General features: G+C 60.0%; 24 protein-coding genes, 1 tRNA gene and 1 pseudogene. 4 read left to right on the forward strand and 22 right to left on the reverse strand.

Annotated features, from left to right (window positions below; translation table 11 throughout):
- The 4 genes from QMX88_RS21500 to QMX88_RS21515 all read left to right on the forward strand — a co-directional run.
- A partial coding sequence (locus QMX88_RS21500; RefSeq protein ID WP_282372242.1) for a phenylalanine--tRNA ligase subunit beta occupies positions 1 to 1344 on the forward strand: 1344 nt, incomplete at its 5' end.
- 3 nt (positions 1345 to 1347) lie between these two features.
- The gene (ihfA, locus tag QMX88_RS21505) at positions 1348 to 1650 is read left to right on the forward strand and encodes an integration host factor subunit alpha (RefSeq protein WP_002553164.1); all 303 of its coding nucleotides are present in this window, start codon (positions 1348 to 1350) and stop codon (positions 1648 to 1650) included.
- A complete protein-coding gene (locus tag QMX88_RS21510; RefSeq protein ID WP_074887387.1) occupies positions 1631 to 1987 on the forward strand; it encodes a MerR family transcriptional regulator in 357 nt (118 codons plus the stop codon). The genes ihfA and QMX88_RS21510 overlap by 20 nt, the downstream gene beginning before the upstream one ends.
- A 107-nt stretch (positions 1988 to 2094) precedes the next feature.
- Positions 2095 to 2171, forward strand: a tRNA-Pro gene (locus QMX88_RS21515).
- Positions 2172 to 2250: 79 nt separating this feature from the next.
- On the opposite strand, the gene QMX88_RS21520 is transcribed toward QMX88_RS21515, so the two are convergent.
- The 22 genes and pseudogenes from QMX88_RS21520 to QMX88_RS21620 form a co-directional block, all read right to left on the reverse strand.
- Positions 2251 to 3414 carry a tyrosine-type recombinase/integrase gene (locus QMX88_RS21520; protein ID WP_282372303.1) on the reverse strand — a complete coding sequence of 388 codons (1164 nt, stop codon included), beginning with the start codon at positions 3412 to 3414 and terminating at the stop codon, positions 2251 to 2253.
- The gene (locus QMX88_RS21525; RefSeq protein ID WP_265386128.1) at positions 3300 to 3686 is read right to left on the reverse strand and encodes a hypothetical protein; all 387 of its coding nucleotides are present in this window, start codon (positions 3684 to 3686) and stop codon (positions 3300 to 3302) included. The genes QMX88_RS21520 and QMX88_RS21525 overlap by 115 nt, the downstream gene beginning before the upstream one ends.
- 20 nt (positions 3687 to 3706) lie before the next feature.
- A complete protein-coding gene (locus QMX88_RS21530; RefSeq protein WP_282372245.1) occupies positions 3707 to 4069 on the reverse strand; it encodes a hypothetical protein in 363 nt (120 codons plus the stop codon).
- Positions 4070 to 4124: 55 nt separating this feature from the next.
- Positions 4125 to 4322: a hypothetical protein gene (locus QMX88_RS21535; protein WP_282372248.1), complete on the reverse strand. Its 198-nt coding sequence runs from the start codon at positions 4320 to 4322 to the stop codon at positions 4125 to 4127.
- Positions 4319 to 4474 (reverse strand): hypothetical protein, encoded by a 156-nt coding sequence (locus QMX88_RS21540; protein WP_282372250.1) that lies wholly within the window; start codon positions 4472 to 4474, stop codon positions 4319 to 4321. The genes QMX88_RS21535 and QMX88_RS21540 overlap by 4 nt, the downstream gene beginning before the upstream one ends.
- A complete protein-coding gene (locus tag QMX88_RS21545; RefSeq protein ID WP_282372251.1) occupies positions 4471 to 4980 on the reverse strand; it encodes a Lar family restriction alleviation protein in 510 nt (169 codons plus the stop codon). Before QMX88_RS21545 ends, QMX88_RS21540 begins: the two co-directional genes overlap by 4 nt.
- A 4-nt stretch (positions 4981 to 4984) precedes the next feature.
- Positions 4985 to 5137: a hypothetical protein gene (locus QMX88_RS21550; RefSeq protein WP_282372252.1), complete on the reverse strand. Its 153-nt coding sequence runs from the start codon at positions 5135 to 5137 to the stop codon at positions 4985 to 4987.
- On the reverse strand, positions 5137 to 5631 hold the full coding sequence (locus QMX88_RS21555) for a hypothetical protein (RefSeq protein WP_282372254.1): 495 nt from the start codon (positions 5629 to 5631) through the stop codon (positions 5137 to 5139). Before QMX88_RS21555 ends, QMX88_RS21550 begins: the two co-directional genes overlap by 1 nt.
- 230 nt (positions 5632 to 5861) lie before the next feature.
- On the reverse strand, positions 5862 to 7568 hold the full coding sequence (locus QMX88_RS21560; protein WP_282372255.1) for a DNA cytosine methyltransferase: 1707 nt from the start codon (positions 7566 to 7568) through the stop codon (positions 5862 to 5864).
- A 94-nt stretch (positions 7569 to 7662) separates the two neighbouring features.
- Positions 7663 to 7997 (reverse strand): annotated as a pseudogene (locus QMX88_RS21565) (hypothetical protein).
- Positions 7988 to 8215, reverse strand: coding sequence for a DUF7740 domain-containing protein (locus QMX88_RS29840; protein WP_442969484.1), 228 nt, complete (start codon positions 8213 to 8215; stop codon positions 7988 to 7990). Before QMX88_RS29840 ends, QMX88_RS21565 begins: the two are co-directional and overlap by 10 nt.
- Positions 8216 to 8281: 66 nt before the next feature.
- Positions 8282 to 8893, reverse strand: a complete 612-nt coding sequence (locus tag QMX88_RS21570; RefSeq protein ID WP_282372257.1) for a hypothetical protein — start codon at positions 8891 to 8893, stop codon at positions 8282 to 8284.
- Positions 8890 to 9507, reverse strand: a complete 618-nt coding sequence (locus tag QMX88_RS21575) for a lambda exonuclease family protein (protein ID WP_282372259.1) — start codon at positions 9505 to 9507, stop codon at positions 8890 to 8892. The genes QMX88_RS21570 and QMX88_RS21575 overlap by 4 nt, the downstream gene beginning before the upstream one ends.
- Before the next feature lie 6 nt (positions 9508 to 9513).
- The gene (locus QMX88_RS21580; RefSeq protein ID WP_282372260.1) at positions 9514 to 10272 is read right to left on the reverse strand and encodes an ERF family protein; all 759 of its coding nucleotides are present in this window, start codon (positions 10270 to 10272) and stop codon (positions 9514 to 9516) included.
- 10 nt (positions 10273 to 10282) lie between these two features.
- Positions 10283 to 11464, reverse strand: a complete 1182-nt coding sequence (locus tag QMX88_RS21585) for a hypothetical protein (RefSeq protein ID WP_282372304.1) — start codon at positions 11462 to 11464, stop codon at positions 10283 to 10285.
- 55 nt (positions 11465 to 11519) lie between these two features.
- Entirely contained in the window at positions 11520 to 11825 is a 306-nt protein-coding gene (locus QMX88_RS21590) for a hypothetical protein (protein ID WP_282372261.1), read from the reverse strand.
- Positions 11822 to 12091 (reverse strand): hypothetical protein, encoded by a 270-nt coding sequence (locus tag QMX88_RS21595; protein WP_282372262.1) that lies wholly within the window; start codon positions 12089 to 12091, stop codon positions 11822 to 11824. Before QMX88_RS21595 ends, QMX88_RS21590 begins: the two co-directional genes overlap by 4 nt.
- Positions 12088 to 12273, reverse strand: a complete 186-nt coding sequence (locus QMX88_RS21600) for a hypothetical protein (protein WP_282372264.1) — start codon at positions 12271 to 12273, stop codon at positions 12088 to 12090. The genes QMX88_RS21595 and QMX88_RS21600 overlap by 4 nt, the downstream gene beginning before the upstream one ends.
- Positions 12270 to 12464: a hypothetical protein gene (locus tag QMX88_RS21605; protein WP_282372265.1), complete on the reverse strand. Its 195-nt coding sequence runs from the start codon at positions 12462 to 12464 to the stop codon at positions 12270 to 12272. Before QMX88_RS21605 ends, QMX88_RS21600 begins: the two co-directional genes overlap by 4 nt.
- On the reverse strand, positions 12461 to 12874 hold the full coding sequence (locus tag QMX88_RS21610; protein ID WP_282372266.1) for a hypothetical protein: 414 nt from the start codon (positions 12872 to 12874) through the stop codon (positions 12461 to 12463). Before QMX88_RS21610 ends, QMX88_RS21605 begins: the two co-directional genes overlap by 4 nt.
- Positions 12875 to 12897: 23 nt before the next feature.
- Positions 12898 to 13140: a DUF551 domain-containing protein gene (locus QMX88_RS21615; protein WP_282372267.1), complete on the reverse strand. Its 243-nt coding sequence runs from the start codon at positions 13138 to 13140 to the stop codon at positions 12898 to 12900.
- 398 nt (positions 13141 to 13538) lie between these two features.
- A complete protein-coding gene (locus tag QMX88_RS21620; protein ID WP_282372269.1) occupies positions 13539 to 13826 on the reverse strand; it encodes a hypothetical protein in 288 nt (95 codons plus the stop codon).
- Positions 13827 to 14413 lie beyond the last annotated feature (587 nt).

The following is a 14413-nucleotide window of genomic DNA, read 5'->3' on the forward strand; positions in this document are numbered from 1 at the left end:
GCACGGTCCTATGGCCTGCACACCGACGCGTCCCATCGCTATGAGCGCGGCGTTGACTGGCAGCTCGCTCGCGAAGCCATGGAGCGTGCCACTGGCCTGCTTCTGGAGATCACGGGCGGTGAAGCCGGTCCGGTCATCGAAACCGTCAGCGATCAGCACCTGCCTTCGGTTGAGCCGATCATTCTGCGTGCCGAGCGTATCGAGCAGATGCTGGGCATGAAGATGGACGCAGCTGAAATCGAGCGCCTGCTGACGGCGCTCGGCCTCACCGTCACGCCTCACGCCAGCGAGCAGTGGCGCGTCGAAGTGCCGAGCCACCGCTTCGATATCACCCTCGAAGTCGATCTGATTGAAGAGCTGGCCCGCCTCCATGGTTACAACCGTCTGCCGGTTCGTTACCCGCAGGCGCGTCTGGCACCGCAACCGCGTGCCGAGGCTCGGAGTGATCTGCCAGCGTTGCGTCGTCTGCTGGTGGCTCGCGGTTATCAGGAAGCAATTACCTACAGCTTCATCGATCAGAAATGGTTCGAGCTGTTCAGCCCGGGTGTTGAGCCGCTGCTGCTGGCCAATCCGATCTCGGCTGACATGTCGGCAATGCGCTCGTCCCTGTGGCCGGGTCTGGTGAAGTCGCTGCAGCACAACCTCAATCGCCAGCAGGACCGCGTGCGCCTGTTCGAGAGCGGGCTGCGTTTTGTCGGTCAACTGGAAGGCTTGAAGCAAGAGCCGATGCTGGCCGGCGTGATCTGTGGCAGCCGTCTGCCGGAAGGCTGGGCGCAAGGCCGCGATGTCGTCGACTTCTTCGACGTCAAGGCTGACGTTGAAGCCGTGCTGGGCTTTGCCGGTGCGCAAGATGATTTCCGTTTCGTACCCGGAAGCCACCCCGCGTTGCACCCGGGTCAGACCGCACGTATCGAGCGTGACGGGCGAGAAGTGGGCTACATCGGCGCACTGCACCCGGAACTGTCGAAGACCCTGGGCCTTGATCGTCCCGTGTTCGTCTTCGAGCTGGTTCTGGCTGAAGTGGCGACCGGTCGCCTGCCGAAATTCCATGAGCTTTCACGCTTCCCGGAAGTGCGTCGCGACCTGGCGCTGCTGGCTGATCGTGATGTTTCCGCGACCGCCGTGCTGGACGTTATTCGTGAGAATGCAGGGGAATGGCTCACAGACCTCAGGCTGTTTGATGTTTACCAGGGTAAAGGCATTGATCCGCTTAGAAAAAGCCTTGCAGTCGGCTTGACCTGGCAACATCCATCGCGCACTCTTACCGACGATGAGGTAAACGCTTCGACGCAGCAAATTCTCACCTCGCTAGAGGCAAGGTTAAACGCCACGTTAAGGATGTAGCGTATGGGGGCTCTGACGAAAGCTGAGATGGCCGAACGTCTGTACGAAGAGCTAGGCCTGAACAAACGAGAAGCCAAGGAACTGGTCGAGCTGTTCTTTGAGGAAATCAGGCACGCTCTGGAAGATAACGAGCAGGTCAAATTGTCCGGATTCGGCAATTTTGATCTGCGCGATAAACGCCAGCGACCGGGTCGAAATCCCAAGACAGGGGAAGAAATCCCGATTACCGCTCGCCGTGTGGTCACCTTTCGCCCAGGGCAGAAACTGAAGGCCCGAGTTGAGGCTTATGCTGGAACCAAGTCATAACGACGAGCTACCGCCTATCCCCGGCAAACGCTACTTCACCATTGGTGAAGTCAGCGAGCTCTGCGCGGTCAAACCGCACGTTCTGCGTTATTGGGAGCAGGAGTTTCCTCAACTCAACCCGGTCAAGCGCCGCGGAAACCGCCGGTATTATCAGCGACAGGACGTGCTGATGATCCGCCAGATCCGCGCGCTGCTTTACGATCAGGGCTTCACCATTGGCGGCGCGCGTTTGCGCATGTCCAGCGATGAGGTCAAGGATGATTCGCTGCAGTACAAGCAGCTGATCAAACAGATGATTGTCGAGCTGGAAGACGTGCTGGTCGTGCTGCGTAAATGACTTCACGTGGTAAGCCGAAATACTTCCATCATTCAAAAGCTTAGGGTATATTCCTCGACGTTCTCGCAAGACCAGCAACGAAGAAGCAGCACAGAGTAACGCCTAGTCGGGGCGTAGCGCAGTCCGGTAGCGCACTAGCATGGGGTGCTAGGGGTCGAGTGTTCGAATCACTCCGTCCCGACCATATTTTTCAATGACTTAGGCCAATGTTCTCAGCATTGGCCTTTTTCATGCGCGTGACTTTTGCGTGACTTGTCGATTTTTCATGCCTGCCTCCTCTTCAAAATAGTCAGCACCGGCCCGCGTGAGTCGGTTGCTGAGACCATGTTCGCAGCTTCAATCAAATGTCCAAGCTCGGCGCCTGAGTAGTGACTGGTGATGCTGCCGTTCTTGTGCCCGAGCAGGGCCTTCCGATCTTCCTCGGTGACACCGGCCGCGCGCAGGCGACGACCGAAGGTATGCTTCAAGTCGTGAATCCTGATCGACAGGTAACCTGGATGCGCGGGGCGAAGGTTTTTCTCCTGCCAGAGTTTCGCCGCGCGGATCCGAGCCTTCTTCCAGGCTGTGTCATTCATTCGATGCATTGCCGTGTCGTTGAAAGGGAACACCCAGTCCTTGTTCACGCCGCGCTGCTTCTCGATGATCGACCTTGCCACACTGTTGAGCACCACCAATCGCTCATCGCCGTTCTTCACGCCTGACCGCGCGTGCCGGCCGCCAAAGTCAGCCGGGATCAGAAACACGCTCGTTTCAAGCTCCGGTACCGAAATCTCCCAATCCCACCGCAATTTGCATACCTCCTGCTCGCGACAGCCTGTGTTCACTTTGAACAAAGCCATCGTCTGCAGGTGCGCCGGCAATTCCCCGAAAAGAATCGACTGCTCCTCCCATGACATCGGGTAGGGTTTGCGGCTCGACTTCTTCTCTTCAAGCTTTGTGAGCATCGGCACGCTGTCCAGCCACGGCCTTCGCTCATCGTCTCGCCACTTCCTGGCACATAACGACAAAACCCGAACCACCCGCTCAATCGAGATGTTCACAGTCCTGTTGCTTACGCCTTTTTTCATCTTGCCGTCAGCCAGCTTCTTCGTCGCCAACCTGTCCTTGATGAATGGCTCAAGAGCCTGATCGTCAATGTGGGTCAGCGGCATATCGCCAATGAACGGATCAAGTTGCGAAAGGTGGTGAGCGGACAGCTTGAAGGACGGTTGATCCTTAATCTCCAGCAGAAACTTCATCGCAGCATCGCGCCAGGTCTTCACCTGACGCACCCCGTAAACCTTCTGCTGCCTGATCTGCTCAAGCCGGTGGATCAGGTAGCGCTCTGCTTCTTGTCGGTCAGCTGTGCCAGTAGATTCGTAAAGTCGCTCGCCGTTGATTTTCTTGTCGATATGCCAGAGCCCGTTCCTTTGGGAGAGCCCGGTGATCGTTTTTCGCGCCATCGTGTATCTCCTTTCTGGCGCTCGCTGCGGGGCAATTGTTGCGCCCCTGCGCCTTTTTTATCAATTGCCTTGGCCGCCACGTAGGAGGAGGCCCAGTCGTCGAGCTCCTGCCGGTCAAAGCCGACACCGCGCTCACCGATGGGGAATTCATTCACGAAGGGCCGCACGATCTGGTTGAACAGCGCGAGGTTCATGCTCAGGTAGGCTGGAGCCTCACCCGCACGAATGAAGCGGGGCTGGATTTTGTGTGCGCCCATGGGCTACCTCCGTCCGGGGTCTATGCGGGGTTGAGCGGTGAAGCCATCAGAGCTGCGGCTCTACAGATGGCTCGGCGTGCAGCCTGACGAACGTCTTCGCCGTGTTCCCAGATCCAACCATCACACCCATCCAAGGGCTCTGCGTAAGCAGCACCATTCAGGAAGCGAACCTCCATCTTCAGCTTTGCCGCGATCTTGAACGCATCACCGTCGCTGATCAGCGGGTTCCAGTGCCCGCGAGTGCTGATGCCGCCCTTCACCCGGAAAGGCCAGTCACGATTGCTGCATGTGCACGGCTCGATTTCGATTCCCGCAGCTCGCGCAGCAAGCATTTGGAGTTCTTTGTCTTTCTCAAACTGGATGTCGTCTTCTTTTTCGAGCACAGTTGATCTCCCGCCCGCCGTACACCGGCAGGCATGTGGATAGATGGGGAAGGGGTTAGGCTAATTCGGCGTTGAATGCTTCGATGACGGCGGGGGCACAGAAGGTGATAGGCAGGGCATCGGTGCCCTTGCCGTCAGATATGATTACCCAGCCGTCCTTGCGCAAGGTTGCTGTCTCCCGCCCGATGCGTATCCGTGCGATCGGCAGAAACGAGAACGGCAGCTTTCGGTTGATCCAGTAAATGAGCCTCATGCCGCCTCCTTGCCGCGCTGCCACCAGTGCCAGGCTCGGGCCATGAACCGATCGTCATAGCTGCCATTGCTCAGGCGCTGCTGCTGGCACCAGTCCAGCGTGCAGTTGTGGTCCTCGGCGTAGGCCTGTTCGAATTTGTCTCGGGAGGTCATTTGTTCAGCTCCTCGACCGCATCAAGGCAGGCGTTCCAGCCCTCAACTAAAGACAACGGTGTCGGATCACCGAGGTGTTTGCGTTCCGGCAAAACGACCGGGCGCTGCGGGTGGCGGTAGAGCGGGACGTCATAGGCACCGTTCGGAGAACCGAAGATCATATGCCCAAATGAAGGATTGTCTTTTATTCGCTTAAGCATACTGTCGAGCGCATAGCCCACCGGCTCCTCCACCACTGCGCGGACATCCTCGGCAGGGGCGGCGCGGGTGTTCCATTTGTCGATTGCCTCAAGTTTGGCGCGCTCAACAAACTCTTCACCGTAGCGATAGTCCTTGAACGAATCCGACGCTCGCTCTTCAAGGGTCATCAGATCGCAGATTTGGACTGACGCAACTGCGCCTCCGCACTCTTCGCACGATATTTCGTATTGAGTGCCGTCGCCGTCCGGCAGCGGTGGCTGCGTGCCGCAAAACGGGCACGGCAGCAGTTCGGTTTTGTTGGTCATGGTTTCATCCCCAATAGCTCAAATCTTCTTCGACAGCCGCTTCCGGCCCCCACGCCTCGAACGTCTCGTGCAGCGAGCAAACCATGTCCCAGCGCGCCCAGCCAAGCCGGCGCTGCATGTAGCGGTATGCCTTCAGCTTCCAGATGATCGCTTTCATCACGCACCACCCTTCGCCGCTTCTGCATCTTTCCCGCAGCTCTCGTCGACGTTGTGGGCGATGGGGGTGGCGGACTGGCGCTCCTGCATGAACTGGAAGCCCTTCCTGATCTCGCTCAGCCGAACCTCGCCGACCAGGTCAACGTTTCGCAACGCTACGCCGAGAAAGTCGAGAACTTGCCGGTCTGTCCAGTTGACCGGGCTCAAACTCTGCGCCTTGGTCAGTTTGGCGTGCTGGTCGCACACCCGCTGATCAGCGATGTTCAGTCGCTGCTGTAGGGCTGACACCTCAGCCTGGAGGCGGGCGACGTAGGTGCCGCGCGCTTGCCATGCCGAGAACGAATGGCGCATCCAGTCTTGGACGTAAACGCCCGCTGTCGTTTGCCGGTAATCAGCTGACGCGAAGTGCCGGTCGGCCCAAACGGCGAACTCCGCTTCCTCGCAGGTCAAACAGATGTCTCCCAGAGATAAGCAGATTGCGCATTCCTTATTCATGGCTCACTTCCTCCCGCTCACCGTCAGCCCGCATGGCGTCGATGGCGTATTGGTTGATTTCTCTGGCTACGGATAGCGCTTCAGCGGGTGTCAGATGAATCTGATGGAACCAGTGAAGGCTGATGCGGTGATTGCCGTCCAGGCCGGGGAAAATACCGTGGCCGAGACGCGCGGGATTGTTTCGATGGGTTCGGGCATGTCGGTTTCTCTGCAGGTGGTCGCAGCGGGGTTCAAAGTTGATCGAGTAGGCGCATTCCAAGCCAGCGCACGACGGGGACGGCTTTACTGTTGCCGATGGCCTTGTAGCGCGGACCGTCTGGGCAGTCGTCGGCGGGCTTGCCGCGCCAGGGGATCAGGGTGTAGCCGTCGGGGAAGCCCTGAAGGCGCTCGCACTCCACGGGCGTGAGGCGTCTGACTGAGGCACCGACTTGTGCGGCCGGCATTCCCTGTCCTGCCTTGCCGCCCCCGCCACTGAGCGAGCCGGTTATCCCGCCGTCGCCGTCTTCGTAGCGGAGCTCTGCCCGGGAGTTTTCGGCGAAGGCTGCGACAATCGGCTGCCCGCGTCCTGTGCCATCCTCGCTGCCATCGAATCCCTCGGCCTTCAGCGTGTGGGTGATTTCTCCGGTGATGCAGACGGCGACCTGGCCGCCGGCGTTTGCGTGGCTGCTGCTGTGATTCATCGCGCGGAGGGTGGGCGAGAGCGATCCGGCGTCGGCGCCATGGTCTTTGCAGCTGAAGGCGAGGATGGCGTTCTCTTGGCCGCTGTTCCTTCCCAGGGCAAACGCCTTGTCAGAGATGCACGGATCCTGAGTACCGTGCACAACCAGCAAGCCCGATTCAGCGTCCTGCTGTGTCGCGCTACCGGCCGCCTTCCCATTTGCCTGGAGTGTTCCTGTGACGATAAAGGCTTCGGAATCTGCCCTGTGACTGCTTTGGCTTTGAGCTCGCAGGGCAGGGGCCGTGATCGGTATATCATCCAGCGAGTAGCCGCCAGACTTGCGCCCGCCGCCTGTGAGTGTCGGCGCAACGAAGAATGTTTCGCTCTCCATGTCCAGCCGGGTGTCTTTCGCGGTCAGCGTTGCCGACCTTTCGACTGACCCGCCCAGGGTGTGCCCGCCGAATGCAGGTATGCCGCCGAACATAGTCACCGCCGGACCTTCGTCACCCTCACAGTTCATGCAGCCGTAGTGACCAAGTTCCTCGGGGAAGACGTGTCCGCATCCGCACTGCAGCGCAGGGCCGAATGGAGCTGTTCCGGTAACGTCTTGCCCCTCGCCTCGGCGCGGCGCAGTATCCCGGCGCACGCCTTCGCGCTCAAAAAGTACCGCGACGGGATCGAACCCTCTTCGAGCACTTGCGACAACGAACACACGGCGCCGTCGTTGGGCCAGGCCGAAATATTGGGCGTCCAGGATCCGCCACGCGACTGTTCTTTTGGGTCCATACACACAACCAGCGTCTGTCCACCGCTTCCCTGAAGGCTGCAATTCGCAGTCTTCCCCAGCAAGCGCACCAAGAAAGCATCCGAAGGCGTTTTGCTTGTCGGAAAGGACTCCGGGGACGTTTTCCCAGACGACGACACACTCGTCATCGCCGCGGGCTGTTCGAACATGGTCAACTGCATCTGCAAGCTCCACATATTTGATGGTTAGGGCGCCGCGAGGGTCCAGCATGCCTTGGCGCATACCGGCCACGCTGAACGCTTGGCAGGGTGTGCCGCCGATGAGCACCTCCGGAGCCGTGATCTTGCCGGCCAGCACCAGGGCCCCGAGCTTTGTCATGTCGCCGTGGTTCTGCACTTGCGGGTAATGATGGGCCAGCACGGCTGACGGGAAGGGTTCGATCTCGGCGAACCAGGCCGGCGTCATGCCGAGAGGCTCCCAGGCAGCAGAAGCCGCCTCGATCCCCGAGCAGACTGAGCCGTAGTCGATTTGCATTGTGGCTTCCTCTCCCGTGCAGGTGGTGGCCTCCGAAGGTTCGGTGGCTGGTGGTGGGATTTAGTTATGCGTGCGTTACATCGAAGGCGGGGTGTTACGCCTGCATGACCGGGCTGATGATCTCGTCGCCCGGGTCTTTGCCGATCATCAGCATGCTTTTCTCAGCGAAAAGTCGCGCCACGTTTCTGGATGGCTGGTATTCGTGGCGCGGTACGAGCAGCAATGGCCGGGCCCGATCAGGCCCTAATTCGTGAAGCCGGTGAATCATCACCGTCAGCGCTTCGCCTTGCTCCTCGATCTCTGCCCAGGCCATCAGCTCAGCGGGGCTTGCTTGGTGCCCGGCCTGACTCGCAGCCTCAGTTCTTCCTCGCCAGCCGCCTTGCGCTTCAGCGCTGCCTTCTCGTCGCGCTGCTGTTGGGTCATCGCCATGGGGTCTCATCCTCGCAAAGATTTCTCGCCCATTCAGTCTGAGAGCGGCAGCGGATAACGTTGTTGATCGTAGGACGGCAGGCGATTCGGACCTTGTCTCGCACACGGTGAGCAGTGGCCTTGATCGCTGCATCCGTGCCGTGGATGCGGTAGGCCAGAAGCATAGCCAGCACCGCGTCGGTCATGGTCAATTGGTAACTGGTTTCCGGTAAGTGCATGTTCGATACCACTCGGTGGCAGGTGGTGTTGCGCCGCCCGCTTGCGGCGCTGGGATGCGTTTCGCTTCACTTGGTCACCGGAAAGTCGATGGCATAGTCCAGGATGAGGCGGCGCAGATAGCAGGTGCTGATGTCCATGCGTCGAGCGGTCTGCGCACGGTTCAGCCCAACTTCCTTGAACGCCTTGATGCGCTCGACATTCTTGGCATCCCTCGCCAAGTCCTTTTGGTTCTTAGGGAGGTTCGCAGCCCCGCCAATTGCCGCCGGCTGGAACTCGAAGCCGTAGGCGTGGGCCATGTTGTAGAGCTGCTTGCGGTGGATGCCGGTTACCTCGGCGACGTCGCCCTGTGACATCGTCTTCGCCAGCTCACGTACTCGATCGAGTTGCGCCGGTGGCGCTTTCGGTGTCTGCGCCTTGGCCTGCGCCTCTTCGATATCCGGGGCAATGCGCAGGCGCTGCATCGTCTCCTTCTTGCTGCGCCGAGGCGGCAGCGGCTTTCGATCCGGTGAGGCGAACGGCGCCGGTGCCGTGCGGTGACCGTAGGGCCGTGGCGCCGGAGGCGGAGTTGCAACGTGTGAAACCTGTCCACCGGTACTGATGAACTCATCCATCGCCGCGGCGAGGCGCGCTGACTCGGCCTGGTTCTTCTGGACCATGCTCAATTCGAGGCTGATCATGCGGCAATCCCCAGTACGCGACGCTCGCGCTCTTCGAGAATTTCGTAGAAGTCCTTCAGCTTTTGCGCAAGTTTCCGGATGTAAGCCTCGTCCCGATACATACGCTTGATGAAGAGCGGCATTCCCGGCCAGAAGCTGACAAAGTCGATCCACTCGCGCTCGGCAAGCCACAGCCCGCCCTGACACTGCGCGACGTGATCCTTGGGGACCTCATCCTGCAGAATGACGCTGACCTGGAATTTCGGAAGTTTGGTTTTCACCTCGGCCAAGCCATCGGCGCCCACCAGAGAGTCTGGTGAGTAACCGGCGTTGTGGTTGAGGATGATTCCGCAATCGCTGGTTTCAAGTTCGCACTGCTTGCGGTAGAGATCCCGCGCTACCGACTCCAGTTCGTGGCCTCGCTCGGTGTGTCGGTTGCCGCCGAAAGGGTCAGCAGCTTCACCGGTAATGCGCTCGCCAATGAGCGTATCCATGTAGGTAAAGGCTCCAACGCCAAACCCGCCTTCGCCCTTGCCGTTGACCATCAGGCATTCGAACTCTGATGCGGTTGCAATGCCCAGGCGCAGATTCAGCCATTCCTGGGTGCCTTGCTCCACGTTCGTGATGATTTGCATGGTTGGTTACCCCACCGGCTGAGCAGCCTTGGCCGCTCTCGAAATTGAGTTGTTCAGGCCCGCAACCACGCCATCGAAGGCCGCTTTAGCCAGCTGCCCCGGGTGGCCGTACATCTTTTCAAAGTTGGCGTGGACCGAATCGCTGCACTTATCCAGGAGGGCCTGAATCTGTCGTGCCTGAGCGGGAGTAACCAGCTGCTCGGCAGCGTTTGCGTTTCCATCGTTGTCGTTGTCATCCCCGCTGGTGATGTTGAGCAGGGCGCACATCACGTACCGCTTGCCGTAGGTGGTGGTCGAGCCGACCGACTGCACGGCGCTGCGTCCGGCGCCGGTGTCCAGTGGCAGCACCATGGTCGTTTCTTCGCGGTGACCGGACTTGTGCATCAGGATTCCAGTGATGCTCACGCCGTTGGCCTGGTTCACGATTTTGAACGACACACCGAAGCCAAACTTCGCCATGACCGGCCGTACTGCGTAATTAATGTCGTCCAGATCGGCGTACATTTTCTTGGTGTGCGTGTTCTCGGTGCGCTTCTCGACCGAGGGCATTTCGCACTGCATTTCAGCAAAGGCGGCGTTGAAGGCCTCCAGCGCGCTTTTCGCTTCCATGCGCTCCTGAAGGGCCATGAGGCGCTCCAGCTTTTCCATGTCGCACTTCGGGTCAAGTGCAAGACGGCTGATGGTCGCGAGGACGCTGATTTCCTGAACTGACTGCGTTGAAACCTGGCGCTCGCGCTCGGGCGGCATGATGATTTCTTGGGACATGCTGAATTCCTCAGTACGAAATAGAAACGGCGGGGATCTTGCGCTGAGCGATCAGGGTGACCGCCTGTCTTGCGCATTCCTCGGTCATGCCGCCGGCGACGAAAGCTTCCAGTGCAGCGCGGTTGATGGTCTTTTTGTGGGCCTGATCAGCCTCCCGCGCGTTCTGCTGACGGATGATTTCATCGGCCGCGGCGTTGGCTCGGGCTATCTCGGCCAGACGGGCGCGCTCGACTGCTTCGGTCTGGCGCTGCTCGGCGGCGACACGCTCTTGCTCAGCCCGTTGCTCTGCTGCAATGCGGTTGGCCTCGGCCTGCTCAAGCGCCTGCTGGTGGCGGCGCTCATCGTCGATCTTCTGCTGAGCGGCACGCTGCTCTGCTTCGATCTTTTCCCGCGCAGCCTGGGCAGCAGCGCGCTCGGACTGCTCCGCCGCAAGCTTTAGCTCCAATTCGCGGCGTTCGGCAGCAGCTTTTGCCTCGGCTTCACGGCGTATCGTGGCCTCGCGCTCAGCCTGAGCAGATGCTTCCGCCTCTCGCCGCACTCGCTCCTCAGCTTCGCGAGCGATCTGTGCCTCGCGTTCCTGCTGGGCACGCGCTTCTGCTTCCGCTCGATGGCGAGCAAGTTCCGCCTGTTCGGCCTCGACCTGTTCTTGCTTTGCGAGGGCGGCGCGAAGCGCGGTAAGGGACGACGCCTTTGCGCGGTGAGCCTCTTCTTCGAACTCTTCCCAATCAGTGCCGATTTCGGTGCTGTCCAAGTCCTGGATCTTGGCGCCGATAAGTGCGGCGGACATGCCTTCTGTTGTCACGTCCTTGATTCTGGCAATGGCGTCGTTGTGCCGATCGACTCGCGCATCTTCGGCTGCCTGCCAGTCGGTCAGCGGCCGACGTACCTCTTCTTGCCAGGTGTCCAGCGTGTCGCGCATCCGCTTGCGTTCGGCGTCGATCAGCTTCGGGATTTCCTTCAGCTCGGCCACCAGTTCCTTGCCCCGGTTATCCAGCGCTGTCTTGGAGCGCGCTACCGTGTAAGCGATAGAGGCGATCGCCTCGCGACCCTTGCGAGTGGTCACGTCCGGCACGAACGCGTCGATCTTGTCGCGAACAATCTGGAGATAGGGGTCAAGGCCGTTGGGGGTTTGAAAGATTTGCAGGGCCTTTTCTTTAGGCGGCACAACGGCCAGTTCTTTTTCTGCGGACATGACTTTCTCCCGCGCCATCCGTGTGCCGGGGCGCTGCGATTGAATAGGGTGGGGGTTAATTCTTGGGCGAAGGCTTGTCCCAGCGAATCTCAAGCCAGAGATCGACGAATTGCCGCTCTTCTGCGTGAACCTGGCAAACAAAGCCCAGGGCCCGAAGCTCTTTGAGGATCACCTTGCATAGTTCGGGATAGTCCTTCTCGTTACAGTAGGTGCTGGTCCCGAAACCGTAATCACGGATGGTATATGCGTACTTGCCAGCCTCGGCGGCCTTGGCAATATCGGACAGGATCGTATCTACGGCAAACGCCGGGTCTTTCGATCTGGCCAAGTCGCGGGCTGCAGCTGCATCCAACCTGCTCATACCCGCACCTCATAGCTCAGCGTCCATTCGCCACACAGGCAAGCCCGGCGGCTCCACGCTTCAGGGTTAGAGATATGCGCCCGCTCAGCCTCGCGCATGGCGTCCAGCATGGTCAGGCCCTTGAACACCATCAGAACCCGGTCCTCCGGGACTGCCATGCTCTCTGGCAACTCAACGCTGGGTGTAGCAAAGCCGAGCACTGCCAGACTGCGTTCGATATCGGCGATCTGATCATCGGAGATGCTGGGATAAAGTGGAGTGCTCATGACTGCACCATCCCGCCCGCAACCCGAACAGCTTCCGACCACGCCTTGTCACGCTGGGCGATGGCCGCTGCGATTGCTGCGTCGGCGTGCATCTGGTCAAGGCGCGGAGGACTGAGGCGCACCGGCTTTGCTGGCACGGGCGGGTGGGCGACTACGATCTGGAACTGGTGAATGGCGTTCATGCTGCTTTCCTCGCTTCACGCCCAGCCAAGCGCCTGAAGCGCTCACAGTAATAGGCGAATTCTTCCGGGTTGATTTGGTTGCTGGTGAGCAGGTTGATGATCTGGTTTTCTACGATGGCTTCGTAGAAGGGTGGGTAGTCCAGACTTTCGAGCTGATCCAGCTGTGTTCCGATCAGGACATGCGGGCTCACAGCGCGTCATCCTCGGCCTGAGCAATCAGCGCATCCTTCGCCAGCGGCGTCAGCAGCGTGACCGCGATCTGGCGCAGCGCCTCGTCAGGGTTGGGACTGTTCAGGGCCTCAGCGGCCGCAGTGCAGGCGTCTGACGATGCGCGGCGCTTGGCGGCCAGCACCAGTCGGCCCAGCACTGAGTTGCTGATACCGAACGCTGAGAGCTGGCCCATAACGAATTCATCCACCGCGGCGGCGAACTGTTCGTAGCTGACACCCTGCGGAGAGTGAAGGGCGCGCTTGAACTTCACGTCGGCGCCGAGCAGCAACTGTTCCGCTGCATCGTCGATCCAGATCCGTTCCGCGCTCGAGCAGAGTTCCACCGGGAGGCGGTTGTCATACTCGAACTGTGCTTTGGCTAAAGCATTCATGGTCGCCTCCGTCGGCGTATGGGTTATTCGGTCGGGGGAAGTGGCAAGGCCTGCCAGTGGGTTGGCTCATGCTCGTCGCTGGCGTCGCTTTCGTTGGCATCCCACTCGCCGATGGTGTTGAAGTAGATGCCGTAGCAGGCCGCCCACATCCAGCCGTCGGTGCTGGAGCCTCGCTCGCCGACGATCATGATGTTGTCGGCCATGCGCAGCCACACAGGGGTATCCAATGGCGGCAGGTCATCGCTGCACTTGATCCAGCCGCTCATGCGAACTCCGGCCAATGGTTGTTGATGCTCTCTTTGGCATAGGGCGAAAGCTGCTGATAGCTGCGAATGTTCCCGCAACCCGGCATCGTGCCCTCCAGCTCAACGCAAGCCCGGACATCACATCTCCGGGAGCAAACCCAGCCGCCGTAATGGCAGCGATGAACAATGCCTCCGGGCTCGGGGTGATATGCCAGCCCACCTTTCCAAGATGGCGAGCCGCGCAGCTTCAAGCCGCAGCCCCGGCAGACCGCCTCGGTATCTGTGCAGTCATGCATGACGATCTCCTTGCTGATTAACCAAACACACGGCACTGCCCAAGCCAAGAACGCGATCGGCCAGATAGGCAGCGGTGGATGGACAGTGCGATATGTTCGGTAGGGGTGGGCGTAGGCGGGGTCTTACGCGGTGGCTTTCTGTGCCAGCTTGATGCCGAGCGGAGAGTTGCGCAGCGGGGTGCTCCAGTTCCTGTTGAAGTCGATCATCGCCAGCTCAGGCGTATCGCCGAAGCCAGCAACACCATTCATCAGGTCCTCGCCGTACAGCGCGCACCACTGATTGCCATCTATGCCGAGCGAAGGCCGATACAGCACGCTAGGCTGCGTCATGTGATCTTCGATGATGCTGTAGCAGCGGCGCGACTGCTCCGATACCGACTGAGCCGCCATCAGGCTGTGTTCGGCGTTCATGCGAATCTCCTATTGCTCGCTCACTGGGAAGGCAGTGGCTACCTGTTGAATGGGGGTGCAGAAGTCCGGACGCGAACCCGGATAGAGCGGACCCTTTCGGGACGACCGCTCGGAGGGGCAAACCACCCGAAGATGGCGCCTATTGAACCTGCGTTTCTCTAGGGCCGCCGAAGCGTTCAACCCAGCTTTCAACGCCGCTTTTGCGTTACCGGTCACGTCATCCGGCGCCGAGTTCCACGGCCGTCACCATTTCCTCCCGACTTAAGAGCTCCCTCGGTCGGGCGATTTCGATGCAAGGTGGCCCGCGGCTGCGGTGTTGGCGTCCTGCATCGGTGGTGTGACTTGGCAGGGATTCGAACCCAAAAGACTTACGTCGACTTCGGCAGCGCTACCTGATCGACCGCACTCCGCACGCAGAGCGCCCCTGATCCGCCGAGACAAACTCCAAATCACACCACCGATGGGCACTCTTGCGAATGCCGACGGCATATCAAGACCAAGCCACCATCAGCCCCAGCGCGAGGGCGTGCAGCGAAAGTATTGCTGTCATCAGCCCCCATGCTTGTGGGGGTGAGGGGAGGGTTGGC

The organism is Pseudomonas sp. PS02290, from assembly GCF_029960075.1.
Classification (GTDB): Bacteria; Pseudomonadota; Gammaproteobacteria; order Pseudomonadales; family Pseudomonadaceae; genus Aquipseudomonas.

Excerpts from the sequence above, each read along its gene's own strand:
- ihfA (WP_002553164.1), top strand. The coding sequence starts at position 1,348 with ATGGGGGCTCTGACGAAAGCTGAGATGGCCGAACGTCTGTACGAAGAG.
- QMX88_RS21510 (WP_074887387.1), top strand. The coding sequence starts at position 1,631 with ATGCTGGAACCAAGTCATAACGACGAGCTACCGCCTATCCCCGGCAAA.
- QMX88_RS21525 (WP_265386128.1), bottom strand. The coding sequence starts at position 3,686 with ATGGGCGCACACAAAATCCAGCCCCGCTTCATTCGTGCGGGTGAGGCT.
- QMX88_RS21535 (WP_282372248.1), bottom strand. The coding sequence starts at position 4,322 with ATGAGGCTCATTTACTGGATCAACCGAAAGCTGCCGTTCTCGTTTCTG.
- QMX88_RS21540 (WP_282372250.1), bottom strand. The coding sequence starts at position 4,474 with ATGACCTCCCGAGACAAATTCGAACAGGCCTACGCCGAGGACCACAAC.
- QMX88_RS21545 (WP_282372251.1), bottom strand. The coding sequence starts at position 4,980 with ATGACCAACAAAACCGAACTGCTGCCGTGCCCGTTTTGCGGCACGCAG.
- QMX88_RS21550 (WP_282372252.1), bottom strand. The coding sequence starts at position 5,137 with ATGAAAGCGATCATCTGGAAGCTGAAGGCATACCGCTACATGCAGCGC.
- QMX88_RS21555 (WP_282372254.1), bottom strand. The coding sequence starts at position 5,631 with ATGAATAAGGAATGCGCAATCTGCTTATCTCTGGGAGACATCTGTTTG.
- QMX88_RS21560 (WP_282372255.1), bottom strand. The coding sequence starts at position 7,568 with ATGCAAATCGACTACGGCTCAGTCTGCTCGGGGATCGAGGCGGCTTCT.
- QMX88_RS29840 (WP_442969484.1), bottom strand. The coding sequence starts at position 8,215 with ATGCACTTACCGGAAACCAGTTACCAATTGACCATGACCGACGCGGTG.
- QMX88_RS21570 (WP_282372257.1), bottom strand. The coding sequence starts at position 8,893 with ATGATCAGCCTCGAATTGAGCATGGTCCAGAAGAACCAGGCCGAGTCA.
- QMX88_RS21575 (WP_282372259.1), bottom strand. The coding sequence starts at position 9,507 with ATGCAAATCATCACGAACGTGGAGCAAGGCACCCAGGAATGGCTGAAT.
- QMX88_RS21580 (WP_282372260.1), bottom strand. The coding sequence starts at position 10,272 with ATGTCCCAAGAAATCATCATGCCGCCCGAGCGCGAGCGCCAGGTTTCA.
- QMX88_RS21585 (WP_282372304.1), bottom strand. The coding sequence starts at position 11,464 with ATGTCCGCAGAAAAAGAACTGGCCGTTGTGCCGCCTAAAGAAAAGGCC.
- QMX88_RS21590 (WP_282372261.1), bottom strand. The coding sequence starts at position 11,825 with ATGAGCAGGTTGGATGCAGCTGCAGCCCGCGACTTGGCCAGATCGAAA.
- QMX88_RS21595 (WP_282372262.1), bottom strand. The coding sequence starts at position 12,091 with ATGAGCACTCCACTTTATCCCAGCATCTCCGATGATCAGATCGCCGAT.
- QMX88_RS21600 (WP_282372264.1), bottom strand. The coding sequence starts at position 12,273 with ATGAACGCCATTCACCAGTTCCAGATCGTAGTCGCCCACCCGCCCGTG.
- QMX88_RS21610 (WP_282372266.1), bottom strand. The coding sequence starts at position 12,874 with ATGAATGCTTTAGCCAAAGCACAGTTCGAGTATGACAACCGCCTCCCG.
- QMX88_RS21615 (WP_282372267.1), bottom strand. The coding sequence starts at position 13,140 with ATGAGCGGCTGGATCAAGTGCAGCGATGACCTGCCGCCATTGGATACC.
- QMX88_RS21620 (WP_282372269.1), bottom strand. The coding sequence starts at position 13,826 with ATGAACGCCGAACACAGCCTGATGGCGGCTCAGTCGGTATCGGAGCAG.